At 41.6% G+C, this 19,736-nt stretch carries 19 protein-coding genes; all 19 read left to right on the top strand.

The window, feature by feature from the left end; all coding sequences use genetic code 11:
• Window positions 1–32 precede the first annotated feature (32 nt).
• The 19 genes from DG474_RS04305 to DG474_RS04395 all read left to right on the top strand — a co-directional run bounded on the left by DG474_RS04305 (window position 33) and on the right by DG474_RS04395 (window position 19,723).
• Window positions 33–830, top strand: a complete 798-nt coding sequence (locus DG474_RS04305) for a formate/nitrite transporter family protein (RefSeq protein WP_000254787.1) — start codon at window positions 33–35, stop codon at window positions 828–830.
• 150 nt (window positions 831–980) lie between these two features.
• Complete coding sequence (locus DG474_RS04310; protein WP_049478155.1) at window positions 981–2,261, top strand: O-acetylhomoserine aminocarboxypropyltransferase/cysteine synthase family protein; 1,281 nt, start codon at window positions 981–983, stop codon at window positions 2,259–2,261.
• A 94-nt stretch (window positions 2,262–2,355) separates the two neighbouring features.
• Window positions 2,356–3,630 carry a DUF2130 domain-containing protein gene (locus DG474_RS04315; protein WP_255778885.1) on the top strand — a complete coding sequence of 425 codons (1,275 nt, stop codon included), beginning with the start codon at window positions 2,356–2,358 and terminating at the stop codon, window positions 3,628–3,630.
• A gap of 25 nt (window positions 3,631–3,655) precedes the next feature.
• Window positions 3,656–4,903, top strand: coding sequence for a glutamyl-tRNA amidotransferase (locus tag DG474_RS04320; protein ID WP_255778886.1), 1,248 nt, complete (start codon window positions 3,656–3,658; stop codon window positions 4,901–4,903).
• Between the two features lie 27 nt (window positions 4,904–4,930).
• Complete coding sequence (gene truB, locus DG474_RS04325; protein WP_255778887.1) at window positions 4,931–5,809, top strand: tRNA pseudouridine(55) synthase TruB; 879 nt, start codon at window positions 4,931–4,933, stop codon at window positions 5,807–5,809.
• 111 nt (window positions 5,810–5,920) lie between these two features.
• Window positions 5,921–6,559 carry a uridine kinase gene (udk, locus tag DG474_RS04330; RefSeq protein ID WP_049518807.1) on the top strand — a complete coding sequence of 213 codons (639 nt, stop codon included), beginning with the start codon at window positions 5,921–5,923 and terminating at the stop codon, window positions 6,557–6,559.
• Window positions 6,560–6,687: 128 nt separating this feature from the next.
• The gene (xseA, locus tag DG474_RS04335) at window positions 6,688–8,028 is read left to right on the top strand and encodes an exodeoxyribonuclease VII large subunit (protein ID WP_255778888.1); all 1,341 of its coding nucleotides are present in this window, start codon (window positions 6,688–6,690) and stop codon (window positions 8,026–8,028) included.
• Window positions 8,006–8,218 (top strand): exodeoxyribonuclease VII small subunit, encoded by a 213-nt coding sequence (locus DG474_RS04340; protein ID WP_000043226.1) that lies wholly within the window; start codon window positions 8,006–8,008, stop codon window positions 8,216–8,218. Before xseA ends, DG474_RS04340 begins: the two co-directional genes overlap by 23 nt.
• Window positions 8,215–9,090: a polyprenyl synthetase family protein gene (locus DG474_RS04345; protein WP_000743829.1), complete on the top strand. Its 876-nt coding sequence runs from the start codon at window positions 8,215–8,217 to the stop codon at window positions 9,088–9,090. The genes DG474_RS04340 and DG474_RS04345 overlap by 4 nt, the downstream gene beginning before the upstream one ends.
• Window positions 9,083–9,898, top strand: coding sequence for a TlyA family RNA methyltransferase (locus DG474_RS04350; protein WP_255778889.1), 816 nt, complete (start codon window positions 9,083–9,085; stop codon window positions 9,896–9,898). Before DG474_RS04345 ends, DG474_RS04350 begins: the two co-directional genes overlap by 8 nt.
• A complete protein-coding gene (locus tag DG474_RS04355; RefSeq protein WP_070697264.1) occupies window positions 9,891–10,322 on the top strand; it encodes an arginine repressor in 432 nt (143 codons plus the stop codon). Before DG474_RS04350 ends, DG474_RS04355 begins: the two co-directional genes overlap by 8 nt.
• A 6-nt stretch (window positions 10,323–10,328) precedes the next feature.
• Window positions 10,329–11,996: a DNA repair protein RecN gene (gene recN, locus DG474_RS04360; RefSeq protein ID WP_255778890.1), complete on the top strand. Its 1,668-nt coding sequence runs from the start codon at window positions 10,329–10,331 to the stop codon at window positions 11,994–11,996.
• The gene (locus tag DG474_RS04365; RefSeq protein ID WP_255778891.1) at window positions 11,997–12,725 is read left to right on the top strand and encodes a metallophosphoesterase family protein; all 729 of its coding nucleotides are present in this window, start codon (window positions 11,997–11,999) and stop codon (window positions 12,723–12,725) included.
• A 78-nt stretch (window positions 12,726–12,803) separates the two neighbouring features.
• Window positions 12,804–14,627, top strand: coding sequence for a translation elongation factor 4 (gene lepA / locus DG474_RS04370; RefSeq protein WP_255778894.1), 1,824 nt, complete (start codon window positions 12,804–12,806; stop codon window positions 14,625–14,627).
• Window positions 14,628–14,771: 144 nt separating this feature from the next.
• Window positions 14,772–15,395 (top strand): hypothetical protein, encoded by a 624-nt coding sequence (locus DG474_RS04375; RefSeq protein WP_255778895.1) that lies wholly within the window; start codon window positions 14,772–14,774, stop codon window positions 15,393–15,395.
• Window positions 15,396–15,477: 82 nt separating this feature from the next.
• Window positions 15,478–16,326: a DNA-processing protein DprA gene (gene dprA, locus DG474_RS04380; RefSeq protein WP_255778896.1), complete on the top strand. Its 849-nt coding sequence runs from the start codon at window positions 15,478–15,480 to the stop codon at window positions 16,324–16,326.
• Between the two features lie 117 nt (window positions 16,327–16,443).
• On the top strand, window positions 16,444–18,531 hold the full coding sequence (topA, locus tag DG474_RS04385) for a type I DNA topoisomerase (protein ID WP_255778897.1): 2,088 nt from the start codon (window positions 16,444–16,446) through the stop codon (window positions 18,529–18,531).
• Window positions 18,532–18,637: 106 nt separating this feature from the next.
• Window positions 18,638–18,997, top strand: a complete 360-nt coding sequence (locus DG474_RS04390) for a YbaN family protein (RefSeq protein ID WP_061420861.1) — start codon at window positions 18,638–18,640, stop codon at window positions 18,995–18,997.
• Between the two features lie 93 nt (window positions 18,998–19,090).
• Window positions 19,091–19,723 carry a copper homeostasis protein CutC gene (locus tag DG474_RS04395; RefSeq protein WP_255778899.1) on the top strand — a complete coding sequence of 211 codons (633 nt, stop codon included), beginning with the start codon at window positions 19,091–19,093 and terminating at the stop codon, window positions 19,721–19,723.
• Window positions 19,724–19,736 lie beyond the last annotated feature (13 nt).

A 19,736-nucleotide genomic window follows, 5' to 3' on the forward strand; every position in this document is an offset into this window, starting at 1 on the left:
ATTATCACAAATAAACGTTTAGGAGTTTTTTTATGGTCTCTTCAGAATTTATTTCAAAGATTGAATTTGCTTGTAAGAAGAAAGAAAGTCTTTATAGCCAAAGTAAGTTTAAGTATGCGATTCGTTCCATGTTTGCAGGTGCTTTTCTAACATTTAGTACGGCTGCGGGTGCAGTTGGGGCTGACTTGATTAATAAGATCGCACCAGGCAGTGGACGCTTCCTCTTCCCATTCGTTTTTGCTTGGGGATTGGCCTACATTGTTTTCTTGAATGCTGAGCTAGTAACTTCAAATATGATGTTTTTGACAGCTGGTAGTTTCTTGAAAAAAATCTCTTGGAGAAAAACAGCTGAGATTTTACTCTACTGTACCTTGTTCAACCTTATCGGAGCTTTGATAGCAGGTTGGGGCTTTGCCCACTCAGCAGCCTATGCAAATCTAACACATGATAGCTTCATTTCAGGAGTTGTTGAGATGAAGTTAGGTCGTTCCAATGAGCTAGTCTTGCTTGAAGGTATTTTAGCCAATATCTTTGTAAACATTGCCATTCTTTCATTCGTTTTGGTGAAAGACGGTGGAGCCAAACTTTGGCTTGTCTTATCAGCGATTTACATGTTTGTATTCTTAACAAACGAACACATTGCTGCGAACTTTGCTTCTTTTGCGATTGTTAAGTTCAGTGTTGCAGCTGATTCTATTGCTAACTTTGACATACCTAATATTCTTCGTCACTGGGGTGTAACCTTTGTCGGGAACTTTATCGGAGGAGGTCTCTTGATGGGCTTACCATACGCCTTCCTCAACAAAAATGAAGATACTTATGTCGATTAAAGAAATGAGCACGAGTTAATCGTGCTTTTTTGTTTGATGTGTAAGACTAGTCATAGTTGTTCCTTATATCAAAATATAGAAAATCAGTATTGGAAAAGACTAGCCCAAGATGATACAATATCCCTAATGAAGCTATTTGGAGGTCGTCTTATGACTCGTGATTTTAAATTTGAAACTCTACAATTACATGCTGGGCAAGTAGTTGATCCAGCGACCAAATCTCGTGCAGTACCGATTTATCAAACAACATCCTTTGTTTTTGATGACACGCAGGAAGGTGCTGATTTGTTTGCCTTGAGAAAACCAGGGAACATTTATACTCGTATTACCAACCCTACAACAGCGGCATTTGAAGAAAGAATCGCTGCTCTTGAAGGTGGTGTTGGAGCACTAGCGACAGCATCAGGTATGGCTGCTGTAACCTACACTATTTTGGCGCTTGCTCACGCAGGTGACCATGTGGTAGCGGCGTCAACTATTTATGGTGGGACCTTCAACCTCTTGAAGGAAACCCTTCCTCGTTATGGGATCACAACTACCTTTGTGGATGTGGATAATTTGGAGGAAGTGGAAGCAGCTATCAATGACAATACCAAGCTTGTCTTGATTGAAACCTTGGGGAATCCCTTAATTAACATTCCTGACTTGGAGAAATTGGCCGAGATTGCTCATAAACACCAGATTCCTCTCGTTTCGGACAACACTTTTGCCACACCATATTTGATTAACGTCTTCTCTCACGGTGTAGATATTGCCATTCACTCAGCAACTAAGTTTATCGGTGGACATGGTACGACTATTGGAGGAGTGATTGTTGATAGCGGTCGTTTTGACTGGGAGGCTTCAGGGAAGTTCCCTCAATTTGTTGAGGAAGACCCAAGTTACCATAACTTGAGCTATACTCGTGATGTGGGTGCGGCAGCCTTTATTATCGCTGTTCGTGTTCAATTGCTCCGTGATACAGGTGCTGCCTTGTCGCCATTTAATGCCTTTCTCTTGCTCCAAGGGCTTGAAACTCTCTCTCTTCGTGTTGAACGTCATGTGCAAAATGCAGAGAAAATTGTTGATTTCCTTGTCAACCATCCTAAGGTAGAGAAGGTAAATTATCCAAAACTAGCTGACAGTCCTTATCATGCCCTGGCTGAGAAATATTTGCCAAAAGGTGTTGGTTCAATCTTTACCTTCCATGTTAAAGGCGGAGAGGCAGAAGCTCGCAAGGTAATTGATAATTTGGAAATCTTCTCTGACCTTGCAAACGTGGCAGATGCCAAATCTCTTGTTGTCCATCCTGCGACAACCACTCACGGTCAGTTGTCAGAAAAAGATCTAGAAGCAGCAGGTGTAACACCAAACCAAATCCGCTTGTCTATCGGTCTTGAAAATGTAGAGGATTTGATTGAAGATTTGCGCTTGGCCTTGGAAAAAATTTAAAGTAACAGATATAAACAGTGGGTTTCGACTCGCTGTTTTTGATTTTCCCTAAGGCATGATATAATGGTTACAGAAGTCTAGAAAGAGGAAAGTTATGAACGAAATCAAATGTCCCAACTGTGGGGAAGTCTTTACAGTAAATGAAAGTCAGTATGCCGAACTTTTATCCCAAGTGAGAACTGCCGAGTTTGATAAGGAATTACACAATCGCATGAAGCAGGAGCTGACCTTGGCTGAGCAAAAGGCCATGAATGAGCAACAGTCCAAACTGGCTCAGAAGGACCAAGAAATTGCGCAATTGCAGAGTCAAATCCAAAACTTTGATACAGAGAAAGAGTTAGCTAAGAAAGAAGTTGAGCAGACAAGTCACCAGGCCTTATTAGCAAAGGACAAGGAAGTACAGGCCTTGGAAAACCAATTGGCTACCTTGCGTTTGGAGCATGAAAATCAACTGCAAAAGACTCTCTCTGATTTAGAAAAAGAACGCGATCAAGTCAAAAATCAGCTCCTCTTGCAAGAAAAGGAAAATGAGTTATCTTTGGCTTCTGTTAAGCAAAATTACGAAGCTCAGCTTAAGGCAGCCAGTGAGCAAGTCGAATTTTACAAGAATTTCAAAGCCCAACAATCCACAAAAGCGATTGGTGAAAGTTTGGAACAGTATGCAGAGAGTGAGTTTAACAAGGTCCGTAGTTTTGCTTTTCCAAATGCCTACTTTGAGAAGGATAATAAGGTTTCTGCGCGTGGTTCTAAAGGCGATTTTATCTTCCGTGACTTTGATGAAAATGGGTTAGAATTCATTTCTATCATGTTTGAAATGAAAAATGAAGCGGACGGCACAGAAAAGAAGCATAAGAATGCAGATTTTTACAAGGAATTGGACAAGGATCGTCGGGAGAAGAACTGTGAATATGCCGTGTTGGTGACCATGTTAGAAGCAGATAACGACTACTTTAACACAGGAATTGTCGATGTCAGTCATGAGTATGAAAAGATGTATGTGGTTCGTCCCCAGTTCTTTATCCAGTTAATTGGTCTCTTACGAAATGCGGCGCTTAATTCTTTGAAATATAAGCAAGAGTTGGCCTTGGTTCGAGAGCAGAATATCGATATTACGCATTTTGAAGAAGATTTGGATGCCTTCAAAGTAGCTTTTGCCAAAAACTACAACTCTGCTTCAACCAACTTTGGAAAAGCTATTGATGAAATTGATAAAGCCATCAAACGCATGGAAGAGGTCAAAAAGTTCCTAACCACATCTGAAAACCAACTCCGCCTCGCTAACAATAAATTGGAAGATGTTTCGGTTAAAAAATTGACCCGGAAAAATCCAACCATGAAAGCGAAATTTGAAGCGCTAAAGGGGGAGTGAGATTGCCTTAAAAACAGGAGTTCCTATGAAAAAAACTTTGAAATTTTCGGATATCTATATTGCATATTTGCCACTAGTTGTATTTTTTCTTAATCTCCTATATGGTCTTTTAAATATTGAAGGCGTAGGTGATACTGACTCAAGATATAATTTATTATTTGCTATTTTTGGATTGATTCCAACTATATTCGGTTATGGAATTAGTTTTTTGGCTAATCTTCTGGTGGGTATATCTTATGTGCGAAAAGCAAAAAATGAATCGGAACGCATCATTGCATTCCTATTGGTTGGAAATATTTTTTTAGCAATTTTTCTGATATTTTTGCTAAGATTTAAAATGATCGTTTCCTTTGACTTTATAAAAGATATTGACCTTTGGAGTTTCATTTTTTCATTATTTCTATTTCCATATTTAGATTGGATTTATCAAAAGGAAGACTACAATCCAAAAATAAGTCGCAAGTTACTTATTCTATTTTTGATTGGTATTTTTTCTCCATTTGTAGGAAGTAGAATTCAAATCCACTTTAGAAATAACGCTAAAGTTCAACAGTTAAAAGAGTTTTATTCTTCTAGGGGAATGAATTATGATGTCACTCTTAAAAGCGTAGAAATAGATAGCAACGTTTCAGATATTAGTATTTTTGATGTATCGGATAATGGGATAACGATTCAAGTAGGTGCTAAGTACATTCGTCAAAAATTAACAGAGGTCAGTTTCATTAATGAGAATTATGGTCTTAAAGAATTCTTGAAGCTCTCTGTATCAAGCCAAGAAGCGCAGACAGTTCTGAATGATTTTAAATCTGCTGTAGAAAGTGCAATACAAAAGAAAGGCTATGATTTAGTAGTTATTGATGATAAAGAACAGCCATTAGCTAGCCCTGGTTTTAAAATATCAAGTTCATATAGGTTAACTCCTTTTCTAGTAGAAAAAGCTATTCGAAATCAAAATTCATCAAGTAAAGAAAATCAAGCTTTTAGAGGATATGCGACTCTTTCTATTAAAGACTTTATGAAGGACGGAGCCCTTTGGTTGCATTTATCACTTAGTAAAAGCAATCTATTGGAACTAGGAGATATTGATTTTTCAAGCCTTCCAGATGGATATTACAACATAAATACTGACTCCTTTTCGGTTGTTAATGGAAAGTATAAGCGGCTTGAAAATGATGATAATTTTGAATATATTTTACCAATTGAGTCGGGTAAACTATTTTACTCTGAGGATTTATATGATATTAAAAAAATTGATTTAAACAATGAGGAATAGAAGTGAAAGGGAAATTAGAAAGCAAAAATGAACGGTATTATCAACTTAAAAAAAGAAGCGGGGATGACCTCGCATGACGCGGTTTTTAAACTGCGTAAGATTTTGGGAACTAAGAAAATCGGTCATGGTGGGACGCTGGATCCGGATGTGGTGGGTGTTTTACCTATTGCGGTGGGCAAGGCGACACGTATGGTCGAGTTCATGCAGGATGAGGGCAAGGTCTATGAGGGGGAAATCACTCTCGGCTATTCAACAACGACCGAGGATGCTAGTGGGGAAGTGGTTGCTGAGACACCTGTTTTGTCGCCCTTGGATGAAACCATTGTCGATGAAGCGATTGCCAGTCTGACTGGGCCTATTACTCAGATTCCGCCTATGTATTCGGCTGTTAAGGTCAATGGTCGCAAGCTCTATGAGTATGCGCGTGCTGGTCAGGAAGTAGAGCGTCCAGAACGCCTGGTAACCATTTATCAATTTGAGCGGACAAGTCCGATTTCTTATGAGGGTCATCTTGCACGCTTTACTTTTCGTGTAAAATGCAGTAAAGGGACTTACATCCGTACCTTATCAGTTGACTTGGGAGAGAAGCTTGGTTATGCGGCCCATATGTCGCATCTGACTCGAACCAGTGCTGCAGGTTTACAACTAGAAGATGCTCTTACCTTGGACGAAATTGCTGAAAAAGTGGAGGCTGGTCAGCTGGACTTTCTCCATCCTCTAGAGATTGGAACGGGGGATCTTGTTAAAGTTACCCTAACTCCAGAACAAGCTACAGAAATTCGCTTTGGTCGTTTTATTGAGCTTGATCAGTCAGATAAGGAATTAGCTGCCTTTGAAGGAGATACATTGCTAGCCATTCTAGAAAAACGAGACAATTTCTACAAACCAAGGAAGGTTTTGGGCTAGTCTAACTGGAGTGTGGGGATGGATTTGTTTCCCCTAGACTATCCAAATCAGACTATAAATTTTGCAAAAAATGTGATAGAATAGACCACGGATAAAAAAACGGAGGATAGCATGCAAAATAGACCAATCATTATCGGAGTGACAGGTGGTTCTGGTGGTGGTAAGACCAGTGTTTCGAGAGCCATTTTATCGCATTTCCCTGATGAAAAGATTTCCATGATTGAGCATGATTCATACTACAAGGATCAGTCTCACTTGACTTTTGAAGAGCGTGTCAAAACTAACTATGACCATCCATTTGCCTTTGATACAGATTTGATGATCGAGCAGATTAAGGAATTGTTGGCAGGGCGCCCAGTGGACATACCAACTTATGACTATACAGCGCATACACGGAGTAGCAAGACCTATCGTCAGGAGCCTCAGGATGTCTTTATCGTTGAGGGGATTTTGGTCTTGGAGGACAAGCGCCTGCGCGATTTGATGGATATCAAGATTTTTGTGGATACAGATGATGATGTGCGTATTATTCGTCGTATCAAGCGTGATATGGAAGAGCGTGGCCGTAGTTTAGATAGCGTTATTGACCAGTACTTAGGTGTAGTTAAACCTATGTATCACCAGTTTATCGAGCCGACCAAGCGTTATGCGGATCTCGTCATTCCTGAAGGGGTTAGCAATACAGTTGCTATCGACCTTTTGACCACCAAAATTTCTAAGATTTTGGAAGAAGCGCGAAACAGTAAATAATCAGATGAGGAGGCCTAGCCTCCTTTTTCTATTTTTCCTTTAGTTTCAGTAGGAAAAAGGTGATTTTTAAGCATGTTTTTGGTATAATAATACCCATGGAAAAGCAAGAAAATGAATAGTAGGTGGAGATGGAAAAGTATTTATCGGTAACAACTTTGACCAAGTATCTGAAAATGAAATTCGATAAAGACCCTTACTTGGAACGGGTCTATTTAACTGGTCAAGTTTCCAACTTTCGTAAACGACCTACTCACCAATATTTCTCCTTAAAAGATGACCATGCAGTTATTCAAGCGACCATCTGGTCTGGGATTTATCAAAAATTAGGTTTCGACTTGGAAGAGGGAATGAAAATCAATGTGATTGGGCGTGTGCAGGTCTATGAACCCAGCGGGAGCTACTCTATCATCATTGAAAAAGCTGAGCCTGATGGGGTTGGGGCGCTCGCGATTCAGTTTGAACAACTCAAGAAGAAACTGACAGAAGAAGGTCTGTTTCAAGAGAGATTCAAGCAACCTCTTCCCCAATTTCCTAAGCGTATCGGCGTAGTAACCAGTCGTAGTGGTGCTGTTATTCGAGATATCATCACGACCGTCAGCAGACGTTTTCCTGGTGTTGATATCCTTCTCTATCCGACAAAGGTACAAGGTGATGGAGCTGCGGAGGAAATTGCTCGAAATATTGCGCGTGCCAATCAACGTGAGGACCTAGATGTTCTCATCATTGGTCGCGGTGGGGGTTCCATTGAGGATCTCTGGGCTTTTAACGAAGAGATCGTGGTACGGGCTATTTTTGAATCCCGTTTGCCAGTTATTTCTAGTGTTGGGCATGAAACAGATGTGACCTTGGCGGATTTTGTGGCAGATCGCCGTGCTGCAACGCCAACAGCTGCAGCTGAACTGGCTACGCCTGTGACTAAGTTGGATGTGTTAACCCATTTGCAAAATCAGGAAAAGCGGATGGCAACAGCAGTTCAGAATGTCCTGTCAAGAAAAAAAGAAGCTCTGAAAAAATGCAGTCAGTCAGTCATCTTTAGACAGCCAGAGCGCTTGTATGATGGTTATTTGCAACGGTTAGATCAACTACAACTGCGCTTAAAACAAAGTTTGCGAACACGGATTTCTGATAACAGACAACTAGTCCAAGCAAGGACGCATCGACTGGTCCAACTATCACCTATTACCAAAATCCAGCGTTATCAAGACCGTCTAGGTCAGTTGGACAAGCTCCTACGCAGCCAAATGGCGCTGGTTTATGATGCCAAGGTTGCTGAAGTCAAGCGACTTTCAGAAGCTTTGATGATGTTGGATACCAGTCGAATCGTGGCTCGTGGTTATGCAATTGTCAAAAAAGAAGAGTCCGTAGTCGATTCTGTTGAGATGTTGAATAAAAAAGATCAAGTGACGCTTTTGATGCGAGATGGTCAAGTAGAATTAGAGGTTAAAGATGTCAAAACAAAAGAAATTTGAGGAAAATCTAGCAGAACTGGAGACCATTGTCCAAAGTTTAGAAAATGGTGAAATTGCTTTAGAAGATGCGATTGCTGCCTTTCAAAAGGGAATGGTCTTGTCAAAAGAGCTCCAAGCGACGCTGGACAAGGCTGAAAAGACCTTGGTTAAGGTCATGCAAGAAGACGGGACAGAAAGTGATTTTGAATGAAGAAGCAAGAAAAATTAGCTCTTGTTGAATCGGCTTTGGAAGATTTTTATGGAGACCAGCAGTTTGCCTCTAGTTTGCGAGAGTCTGTTCTCTATTCCATTCATGCTGGTGGCAAGCGTATTCGCCCTTTTCTTTTGCTAGAAGTTTTGGAATCCCTGAAAGTGGTTATCCAACCAGCTCATGCGCAGGTAGCCGCGGCCTTGGAAATGATTCATACAGGGAGCTTGATTCACGATGACCTTCCTGCTATGGATGATGACGATTACCGTCGAGGGCGTTTAACCAATCATAAGAAATTTGGCGAAGCGATGGCAATATTGGCAGGAGACGCCTTGTTCCTAGATCCCTATGCCTTGATAGCGCAGGCAGATTTATCAAGTCAGATCAAGGTGGATTTGATTGCCAACTTATCCCTTGCTTCAGGGAGTCTAGGTATGGTGGCAGGGCAGGTTTTAGATATGGAAGGCGAACACCAGCATTTATCCTTGGAAGAACTTCAGACCATTCATGCCAATAAGACTGGAAAATTACTAGCTTATCCTTTCCAAGCAGCTGCTATCATTGCGGAATTGGAACCAGAAATCCAAGCAAAATTGAAAACTGTGGGTGAATTGATTGGGCTGGCCTTTCAAGTTCGAGATGATGTGCTGGATGTGACAGCTAGTTTTGAGGAAATCGGCAAGACTCCACAAAAGGATTTGCAGGCTGAAAAATCAACCTATCCAGCCTTGCTGGGTTTGGAGGAGGCCATTGCTTTTTGTAACCAAACCTTGGATCAAGCTAATGCCAAGTTAGAAGAAATTGCCCAGCAAGTCAGCTTTGAAACAGAGCCGATTGTGAAAGTAGTAGAAAGTTTGAGAATCAATGGCTAAGGAAAGAGTGGATGTACTAGCTTATAAACAGGGCTTGTTTGAAACGCGAGAACAGGCTAAACGCGGTGTCATGGCTGGTCTGGTTGTAGCTGTCCTCAATGGGGAGCGTTTTGACAAGCCAGGAGAGAAAATCCCAGATGATACTGAACTAAAACTCAAGGGTGAAAAACTCAAGTATGTCAGTCGAGGTGGTCTAAAACTAGAGAAGGCCTTGGAGGTCTTTGATTTGTCAGTCGAGGGAGTGACAACGATTGATATTGGGGCTTCCACTGGAGGATTTACTGACGTCATGTTGCAAAATGGTGCTGAGTTGGTCTTTGCAGTCGATGTTGGTACCAATCAGTTGGCTTGGAAATTACGCCAAGACCCACGGGTTGTCAGCATGGAGCAGTTTAATTTTCGTTATGCTGAAAAGACTGATTTTGAGCAGGAACCAAGTTTTGCCAGTATTGATGTGAGTTTCATTTCCCTCAGTCTGATTTTGCCTGCCTTACACCGTGTTTTGGCAGATCAAGGGCAGGTGGTAGCACTTGTCAAACCTCAGTTTGAAGCAGGTCGTGAGCAGATTGGGAAAAATGGAATCATTCGCGATGCCAAGGTTCATCAAACTGTCCTTGAATCTGTCACTGCTATGGCGGTTGAACAAGGTTTTTCAGTGCTTGGATTAGACTATTCACCAATCCAAGGAGGACATGGAAACATCGAATTTCTGGCATATTTGAAAAAGGAAGAGGGAGCAAGCAATCAAGTTGCCCCCGAAATAGAAAAAGTTGTAGAGAGAGCACATAGAGAATTTAAAGATGAATAAAAAAGAGAGACTTGAAAAAATTAGAAGATTTGTTACGGATTATCAAATCGGGACTCAGGAAGAAATCGTTGAGCATTTGAAGGAAGCAGGTATTTCTGCTACGCAAGCCACTGTCTCAAGGGACATCAAGGAGCTTGGTATTGTTAAAATTCCTTTGAAGAACAACACCTATATCTATGAGTTGCCAAAATCAATCGTCAAAAGTTTGCAGTTGGCTGAGGACAATATTGTGAGTTCTGAGTTAATGGGAAATATGATCAACCTTGCTGTCATTCCTGGAAATACTATTTTTGTGAAGAGTCAGTTGGTCGAAGCATTTCCTGAACAGATTTTTAGCTGTCTAGCTGATGATGATTCTATCTTAATTGTAGCTAGAACAGCAGAGGCAGCTGAAGAAATTGTTGAACAAGTCAAAAAATGGTAGGTCAGTATGTTACTTGAAATTTCAATAAAAAACTTTGCCATTATTGAGGCGATTTCGCTCAATTTTGAAAAGGGTATGACTGTTTTGACCGGGGAAACGGGTGCTGGAAAGTCTATCATTATCGACGCTATGAATCTCATGTTGGGGGCTCGTGCAACGACAGACGTTATTCGCCACAGTGCGCCAAAGGCAGAGATTGAGGGGCTTTTCTCGGTTGAAAACAGTCGCCTTTTACAGGAACTTTTTGATGAGCAAGGTTTAGAATTGGGCGATGAGATCATCATCCGGCGTGAAATTCTGCAAAACGGTCGGAGTGTTAGTCGCGTGAATGGTCAGATGGTCAATCTTTCTGTCTTGCGTGCTATAGGGCAACATCTTGTAGATATCCATGGTCAGCATGACCAAGAGGAGTTAATGCGTCCACAACTGCACATCCAGATGTTGGATGAGTTTGGTGATGCAGCTTTCTTGGAGCTGAAGGAGACCTATCAGACGAGCTTTGATGCCTATCGCAAAATGCGTAAGCAGGTTTTGGAAGTCAAGAAAAACCAACAGGAACACAAGGCTCGTATTGAGATGTTGGAATTTCAAGTGGCAGAGATTGAGGCTGCAAACTTGCAGGCTGGAGAAGACTTGGCTCTCAACCAAGAACGAGATAAACTCCTCAATCACAAAAATATTGCGGATACGCTAACCAATGCCTATAGCATGTTGGACAATGAGGAATTCTCCAGTCTTGCTAATGTCCGTTCAGCAATGAATGACATGGAAAGTGTCGAAGAGTATGACCCTGAATACCGTGAAATTTCAAGTTCTCTGTCTGAGACCTACTATGTTTTAGAAGATATTACAAAGCGTTTGGAAGATATTATTGAGGACTTGGATTTTGATGGCAATCGCCTCATGCAGGTTGAGAATCGCTTAGACCTTATAAATACTATTACCCGCAAGTACGGTGGGACTGTGGACGATGTCCTGCTTTATTTTGCCAAGATTACGGATGAGTACAATCTCTTGACTGGAAATAATCTTTCTTCTGAAGACATGGAAGCAGAGCTCAAGAAATTGGAAGTTAATCTTGTCGATTTGGCAGGGCAACTTGCATCAGCTCGTCATGATTTGGCCCTGCAGCTTGAAGCTGAGATTAAGCAAGAACTGCAGGATCTCTATATGGAGAAGGCACAATTTCAGGTTCGCTTTAGTAAGAGTAAGTTCAGCCGTGAAGGAAATGAAGCAGTTGAATTTTACATTTCCACCAACCCAGGTGAGGACTTTAAGCCTTTGGTCAAAGTTGCATCTGGTGGGGAATTATCCCGTCTCATGTTGGCTATCAAGTCTGCCTTTTCTCGTAAAGAAGGCAAGACCAGTATTGTCTTTGATGAGGTGGATACGGGAGTTTCAGGTCGCGTGGCCCAAGCCATCGCACAGAAGATTCATAAGATAGGCCAGCATGGCCAAGTCTTAGCAATCTCTCACTTACCTCAAGTAATTGCGATCGCGGATTATCAATTCTTTATTGAGAAGATTAGCGATGAGCATTCTACGGTGTCGACGGTTCGCCTTTTGACTTTAGAAGAGCGAGTAGAGGAAGTAGCTAAAATGTTGGCTGGGGAAAATGTAACAGAAGCTGCCCTTACTCAAGCCAGAGAATTATTGCAAACGAGGATGAAATAAATGACAGACTATTATGTAATTGGAGATGTTCACGGGAAAGCAGGTATGCTAGAAGAACTGCTCAAAACCTGGGATGGTCAAACTCAGTTGCTTTTTCTGGGGGATTTGATTGACCGTGGTGAGGATAGTCGCCGTGTTCTAGAAATGGTCAAAGATTTGGTGGACAATCATGGAGCTATCTGTCTATCAGGAAACCATGAGTATATGTTTCTGACTTGGCTCGATGATCCAGAAGAAAGCTATGACCATTATCGTCGCAATGGTGGAGATACAACTATTAACTCTATTTTAGGTCGTCCCTTGGATGCGCCAGTTGATGGCGTAGAAGATGCCAAACGGGTTGCGACAGAAGCGGCAGACTTGGTCGAATTTATTCGTCAAATGCCATTTGTAGTAGAGACAGACAAATATATCTTTGTTCACGCAGGTATTGATTTAACTTTGGATGAGTGGCATGAAACAACAGATTACAAGAAAGTCTGGCTCAGAAAACCATTCCACGAAGCTGAAAATCATACTGGAAAAACCATTGTCTTTGGGCATACACCGGTTTATGGTTTGCTCAAGCAAGACCGAGGTACAGCTGAGCTTTGGATAACAGAGGATGGCAAGATTGGTATGGATGGAGGAGCTGTCTATGGTGGTGTCCTTCATGGAATCATCTTTACAGACCAAGGAATGACCGAACACTACTTTATCGAAAATGATGGCTTTATTGCCGAAGATTAGTACTCCTAGCAGGGTATGGTCTTGTCAAAATGTTAAAAACAATTTATAATTAATAGATACCCTGAAAGGAAGAGCATCATGAACTTAGAAGATTTGAAAAAACGACAGGAGAAGATTCGAAACTTCTCTATTATCGCCCATATTGACCATGGGAAATCAACCCTAGCAGACCGCATTTTGGAAAAGACGGAGACGGTTTCTAGTCGTGAAATGCAAGCCCAGCTTTTGGATAGTATGGATCTTGAGCGTGAACGTGGGATTACCATTAAGTTGAATGCCATTGAGTTGAATTACAGTGCAAAAGATGGGGAAACTTATATTTTCCACTTGATTGACACGCCAGGGCACGTGGACTTTACCTATGAAGTGTCGCGTTCGCTAGCTGCCTGTGAAGGAGCGATTTTGGTGGTTGATGCGGCTCAAGGGATTGAAGCTCAAACACTTGCTAACGTTTATCTAGCATTGGATAATGATTTGGAAATTCTGCCAGTCATTAACAAGATTGACCTTCCAGCAGCTGATCCAGAGCGCGTGCGTACGGAGATTGAGGATGTCATCGGACTGGATGCCAGCGAAGCAGTCTTAGCTTCAGCCAAAGCTGGTATTGGTATTGAAGAGATTCTTGAGCAGATCGTTGAAAAAGTTCCAGCTCCAACTGGTGATGTTTCAGCTCCATTAAAAGCTTTGATTTTCGACTCAGTTTATGATGCCTATCGTGGGGTTATCCTTCAAGTGCGTGTCATGGATGGAGTTGTCAAACCTGGCGATAAGATTCAACTCATGAGCAATGGCAAGACCTTTGATGTGACGGAAGTTGGTATTTTCACGCCGAAAGCAGTAGGCCGCGATTTCCTTGCGACTGGTGATGTTGGTTATATTGCGGCTTCCATCAAGACGGTTCAAGATACGCGCGTGGGTGATACAGTGACCCTAGCAAGCAATCCTGCAGCAGAACCGCTAGATGGCTACAAGCAGATGAATCCTATGGTCTTTGCAGGTCTTTATCCAATCGAGTCAAACAAGTACAATGACCTACGTGAAGCCCTAGAAAAATTGCAGCTCAACGATGCCAGCCTGCAGTTTGAACCAGAAACATCTCAGGCGCTTGGATTTGGTTTCCGTTGTGGATTCCTTGGACTTCTCCATATGGATGTTATTCAAGAGCGTTTAGAGCGCGAGTTCAACATTGACCTCATCATGACAGCTCCGTCTGTTATTTACAAGGTTAACCAAACTGACGGTGAGTCTATGGATGTGTCTAACCCCTCTGAATTTCCAGACCCAACCAAGATTGCGACTATTGAAGAGCCGTATGTCAAGGCGCAAATCATGGTACCACAGGAGTTCGTCGGAGCAGTGATGGAACTGGCTCAGCGTAAGCGTGGGGATTTTGTGACCATGGACTATATTGATGATAATCGTGTCAATGTTATCTATCAAATTCCGCTTGCTGAAATTGTCTTTGACTTCTTTGATAAGCTTAAGTCTTCGACGCGTGGTTATGCAAGCTTTGACTACGAATTGTCAGAGTACCGCTCATCTAAGCTAGTCAAAATGGATATCCTTCTCAATGGAGACAAGGTGGACGCCCTCAGCTTTATCGTTCACAAGGATTTTGCCTACGAACGTGGGAAACTCATCGTGGATAAGCTCAAGAAAATCATCCCTCGTCAACAGTTTGAGGTACCCATTCAAGCAGCTATTGGGCACAAAATCGTGGCTCGTACTGATATCAAGGCCCTTCGTAAGAACGTACTTGCCAAATGTTACGGTGGTGACGTTTCTCGTAAACGCAAACTGCTTGAAAAACAAAAAGCTGGTAAGAAACGTATGAAAGCTATCGGATCAGTAGAAGTCCCACAAGAAGCCTTCCTTAGCGTCTTAAGCATGGATGAAGAATAGAATTATAAAATAAAACTCTTGAAGATTTTTCAAGAGTTTTTGCTTTAAATGTGAGCTATAAAATCGTAAACGAACAGAATTGATTAGGTTAGAATTTGACAGAAGACCTTATTTTTCTTATAATGCAGATGGAAAGGTGGTAGGATGAAAAAATTATTAATTTTAAGTACTGTAGTTACTGTTAGTGCTTTTTTAGCTTCATGCTCCAATAATTCGCAAGCAGCAATCGAAGAAAGTTCGACTGCGGTTGTTAGTTCTTCTAGCAGTCAGGAAACGAGCAACTCTAGCTCTGCCTTTTCTGAAGCGAGAAAGGAAGAGACGCAAATCATCGGCTCGAATGAGTATGGGTTTGTCAAGGTACCCAAATCATGGGTTCGATTCCATGAAGTAGAAGGTGGAAATGATATACAGTATTGTGATGGAACAGATATCAACATTGTTACGCTGAATACCTTCAAGGCTGATCAGTTCAATATCAGCGAAGAAGAATATGCTAAACTGGATGTTGTGACTGTCTCATCTAGTATTTTAACTTCCAAGGAACAAAGCTCTGATTTCAGTAAGGTCTGGGGTTCCAAATCGACCATTGGAGGCTATGAAGCCTATGTTGTCAATGCAATTGCTAAGTCAGGGAAATACCTTGTTACCTGGGTTTTCCGATCAAATGATGGTAAAATCCGCTATGTTTCACTTGAAGGAGATGGGGAAACTTTAAAAACAATCTTACCGATGGTTGAAAGTAGCTGGTCAACTACTAAATCTGAATAAATGAAAAAAAGAAGATCCTTGGTCTTCTTTTTATTTTTTTTTACGAATAGATAGATGAGTAGAAAAAGAAATGGAGTTGTATATGAAGATCACAAACTATGAGATTTACAAATTGAGAAAAGCTGGGCTGACCAATCAACAGATTCTAACTGTTCTTGAATACGATGAGACTGTAGATCAGGAGCTTTTGCTAGGTGATATTGCGGAACTATCGGGGTGTCGTAATCCTGCTGTCTTTATGGAACGCTATTTCCAGATAGATGATGCACATTTGGAGAAGGAGTTTCAGAAATTTCCATCCTTTTCTATTCTTGATGACTGTTATCCTTGGGATCTGAGTGAGATTTATGATGCTCCAGTGCTCTTGTTTTATAAAGGGAATTTGGACTTGTTGAAGTTTCCAAAGGTTGCCGTTGTAGGGAGTCGTTCATGTTCTAGTCAGGGAGCAAAGTCGGTTCAGAAAGTCATTCAAGGTTTGGAAAATGAGTTAATTGTGGTCAGTGGTTTAGCCAAAGGGATTGATACAGCTGCCCATATGGCTGCACTCCAGAATGGAGGAAGAACAATTGCTGTCATTGGAACAGGATTGGATGTTTTCTATCCTCGCGCCAATAAACGTTTGCAGGAACACATTGGCAATCACCATTTAGTACTTAGCGAGTATGGACCTGGTGAAGAACCCTTGAAATTTCACTTTCCAGCCCGTAATCGCATCATTGCTGGCCTTTGCCGTGGTGTGATTGTAGCAGAAGCAAGGATGCGTTCTGGTAGTCTCATCACCTGTGAGCGAGCTATGGAGGAAGGGCGTGATGTTTTTGCCATTCCAGGGAACATTCTTGATGGCCATTCAGATGGTTGCCACCATCTGATCCAAGAGGGGGCAAAGTTAGTCACAAGTGGTCAAGATGTGCTGGCAGAGTTTGAATTTTAAGGAGAAATTTGTTCACTCAGATAAACTTTTCTTCTATATATAGGACTTAGGTCTTGACAGCTATAGAAAAATGGTTTACACTTTATAAAGTTTATTACTTTGAAAAGGTGTGATAGTGTGGCTACGGCAACAAAGAAGAAAAAATCAACAGTTAAGAAAAATCTAGTCATCGTAGAGTCGCCTGCTAAGGCGAAAACGATTGAGAAATATCTAGGCAGAAATTACAAGGTTTTAGCCAGTGTCGGGCATATCCGTGATTTGAAGAAATCCAGTATGTCAGTCGACATTGAAAATAACTATGAACCACAGTATATCAATATCCGAGGAAAAGGTCCTCTCATCAATGACTTAAAAAAAGAAGCTAAAAAAGCCAATAAAGTCTTTCTAGCAAGTGACCCGGACCGTGAAGGAGAAGCGATTTCCTGGCATTTGGCTCACATTCTCAACTTGGATGAGAATGATGCCAACCGTGTAGTCTTTAATGAAATTACCAAAGACGCAGTAAAAAATGCCTTTAAAGAGCCTCGCAAGATTGACATGGACTTGGTCGACGCCCAACAGGCTCGTCGAGTCTTAGACCGCTTGGTAGGGTATTCGATTTCGCCTATTTTGTGGAAAAAGGTCAAGAAGGGCTTATCAGCAGGACGCGTGCAGTCTGTTGCCCTTAAGCTCATCATTGACCGTGAAAATGAAATCAATGCCTTCCAACCAGAAGAATACTGGACAATTGATGGTGTCTTTAAGAAGGGAACCAAGCAATTTCAGGCTTCTTTCTATGGTATGAATGGCAAAAAGATGAAATTGACCACTAACGAAGAAGTCAAAGAAGTCTTGTCCCATTTGACTAGCAAAGACTTCACAGTTGACCAGGTAGATAAGAAAGAACGCAAACGCAATGCTCCACTACCTTATACGACCTCAACCATGCAGATGGATGCTGCTAACAAAATCAATTTCCGTACTCGTAAGACCATGATGGTTGCCCAACAGCTCTATGAAGGGATCAATATCGGTACAGGCGTGCAAGGTTTGATTACCTATATGCGTACAGACTCGACTCGTATCAGTCCTGTGGCTCAGAATGAAGCGGCTAGCTACATCAACGATCGTTTTGGTAGCAAGTATTCCAAGCATGGTAGCAAGGTCAAGAATGCCTCAGGTGCTCAGGATGCCCACGAAGCCATTCGTCCATCTAGTGTCTTTAACACACCTGAAAGCATTGCTAAGTACTTGGACAAAGACCAGCTCAAACTTTATACCCTGATCTGGAACCGTTTTGTGGCCAGTCAGATGACGGGCGCTATCTTTGATACCATGGCTGTTAAGCTCTCTCAAAATGGAGTCCAATTCGCGGCAAATGGAAGTCAAGTTAAGTTTGATGGGTATCTTGCTATCTACAATGACTCTGACAAGAACAAGATGTTGCCAGATATGGCAGTAGGAGATGTAGTCAAGCAGGTCAATAGCAAGCCAGAACAACATTTTACTCAACCGCCAGCTCGCTATTCGGAAGCGACCCTTATCAAGACCTTGGAAGAAAATGGAGTTGGACGTCCGTCAACCTATGCTCCAACAATTGAAACTATCCAAAAACGCTACTACGTTCGTCTGGCAGCCAAACGATTTGAACCAACAGAATTGGGAGAAATTGTCAATAAACTCATCGTTGAATATTTTCCAGATATTGTCAATGTGACCTTCACAGCTGAGATGGAAGGAAAACTGGATGATGTCGAAGTTGGAAAAGAGCAGTGGCAACGTGTTATTGACGAATTTTATAAACCATTCTCCAAAGAAGTAGCCAAGGCTGAATCCGAAATGGAAAAAATTCAGATTAAGGATGAGCCAGCTGGATTTGACTGTGAAGTTTGTGGCAGTCCAATGGTGATTAAGCTCGGTCGTTTTGGTAAATTCTATGCTTGTAGTAATTTCCCAGACTGCCGTCACACACAAGCAATTGTCAAAGAGATTGGAGTCGAGTGTCCAAGCTGTCATCAAGGACAAATCATCGAACGCAAAACCAAGCGCAATCGTATCTTCTATGGTTGCAATCGCTATCCAGAATGTGAGTTTACTTCCTGGGACAAACCAATTGGCCGTGACTGTCCAAAATGCGGACACTTCCTTGTGGAGAAAAAAGTCCGTGGTGGTGGTAAGCAGGTTGTATGTAGTAATGGCGACTACGAAGAAGAGAAAATTAAATAAAATGCAGAGTCCTGAAAATGAATTTCAGGCTCTTTTTTGTTGATGCTTGACAAATTTCCCCCTTGTATGCGAAACTAGAGGAAGAGTAATTTATCTAGGAGAAATCATGCGTATCATTTATCTCAGTATTGGCTTTATTTCACTGGCTTTAGCTGTTATTGGAGTTGTCTTACCACTTTTACCAACAACACCCTTTCTTTTGTTAGCTATCGCTTGCTTTTCAAAATCTTCTAAGCGTTTTGAAGACTGGCTTTATCATACAAAGCTTTATCAGACCTATGTAGCGGACTTTCGGGAAACCAAGTCAATCGCGCGAGAACGAAAGAAAAAAATCATCGTATCTATCTATATCTTGATGGGGATTTCTATTTATTTTGCCCCTCTTTTGCCAGTCAAAATCGGTCTGGGAGCCTTGACTGTCTTTATCACCTACTATCTCTTTAAAGTCATTCCTGACAAAGAATAGATAAAAATAGTAGTTATTTGCCTTGATAAAAATGAAAGCCTATTTAAAATAATATGATATAATAAATTCAAAGAAAACATCAAGGAGAATCAAATGATTTACGAATTTTGTGCTGAAAATGTGACCTTGCTTGAAAAAGCGATGCAGGCTGGAGCTCGTCGAATCGAACTTTGTGACAATCTAGCAGTAGGAGGAACAACACCTAGCTATGGAGTGACCAAGGCAGCGGTTGAACTGGCAGCTAACTACGACACCACCATCATGACTATGATTCGTCCTCGTGGTGGCGACTTTGTCTATACTGATCTTGAAATAGCGATCATGCTAGAAGACATTCGTTTGACTGCTCAGGCTGGAAGTCAAGGGGTTGTATTTGGGACATTAACTGCTGATAAAAAGTTAGATAAACCTAATCTTGAGAAGTTGATTGCTGCATCAAAAGGGATGGAAATTGTCTTCCACATGGCCTTTGATGAATTGAGTGATGAAGACCAGTTGGAAGCGATTGACTGGCTAAGCCAAGCTGGTGTCACCCGTATCCTAACTCGTGCTGGTGTGTCTGGAGACTCGCTAGAGAAACGTTTTGCTCATTATCACAGAATTTTGGAACATGCAGCTGGTAAAATTGAAATTCTACCAGGTGGGGGGATTGACTTGGACAACCGTCAAACCTTTATCGACCAGCTGGGTGTAACACAATTGCATGGAACTAAGGTTGTCTTTTAAAAAATAGAAAGGA

It is taken from the genome of Streptococcus oralis (assembly GCF_024399415.1).
GTDB classification, from domain to species: Bacteria; Bacillota; Bacilli; order Lactobacillales; family Streptococcaceae; genus Streptococcus; species Streptococcus oralis_CS.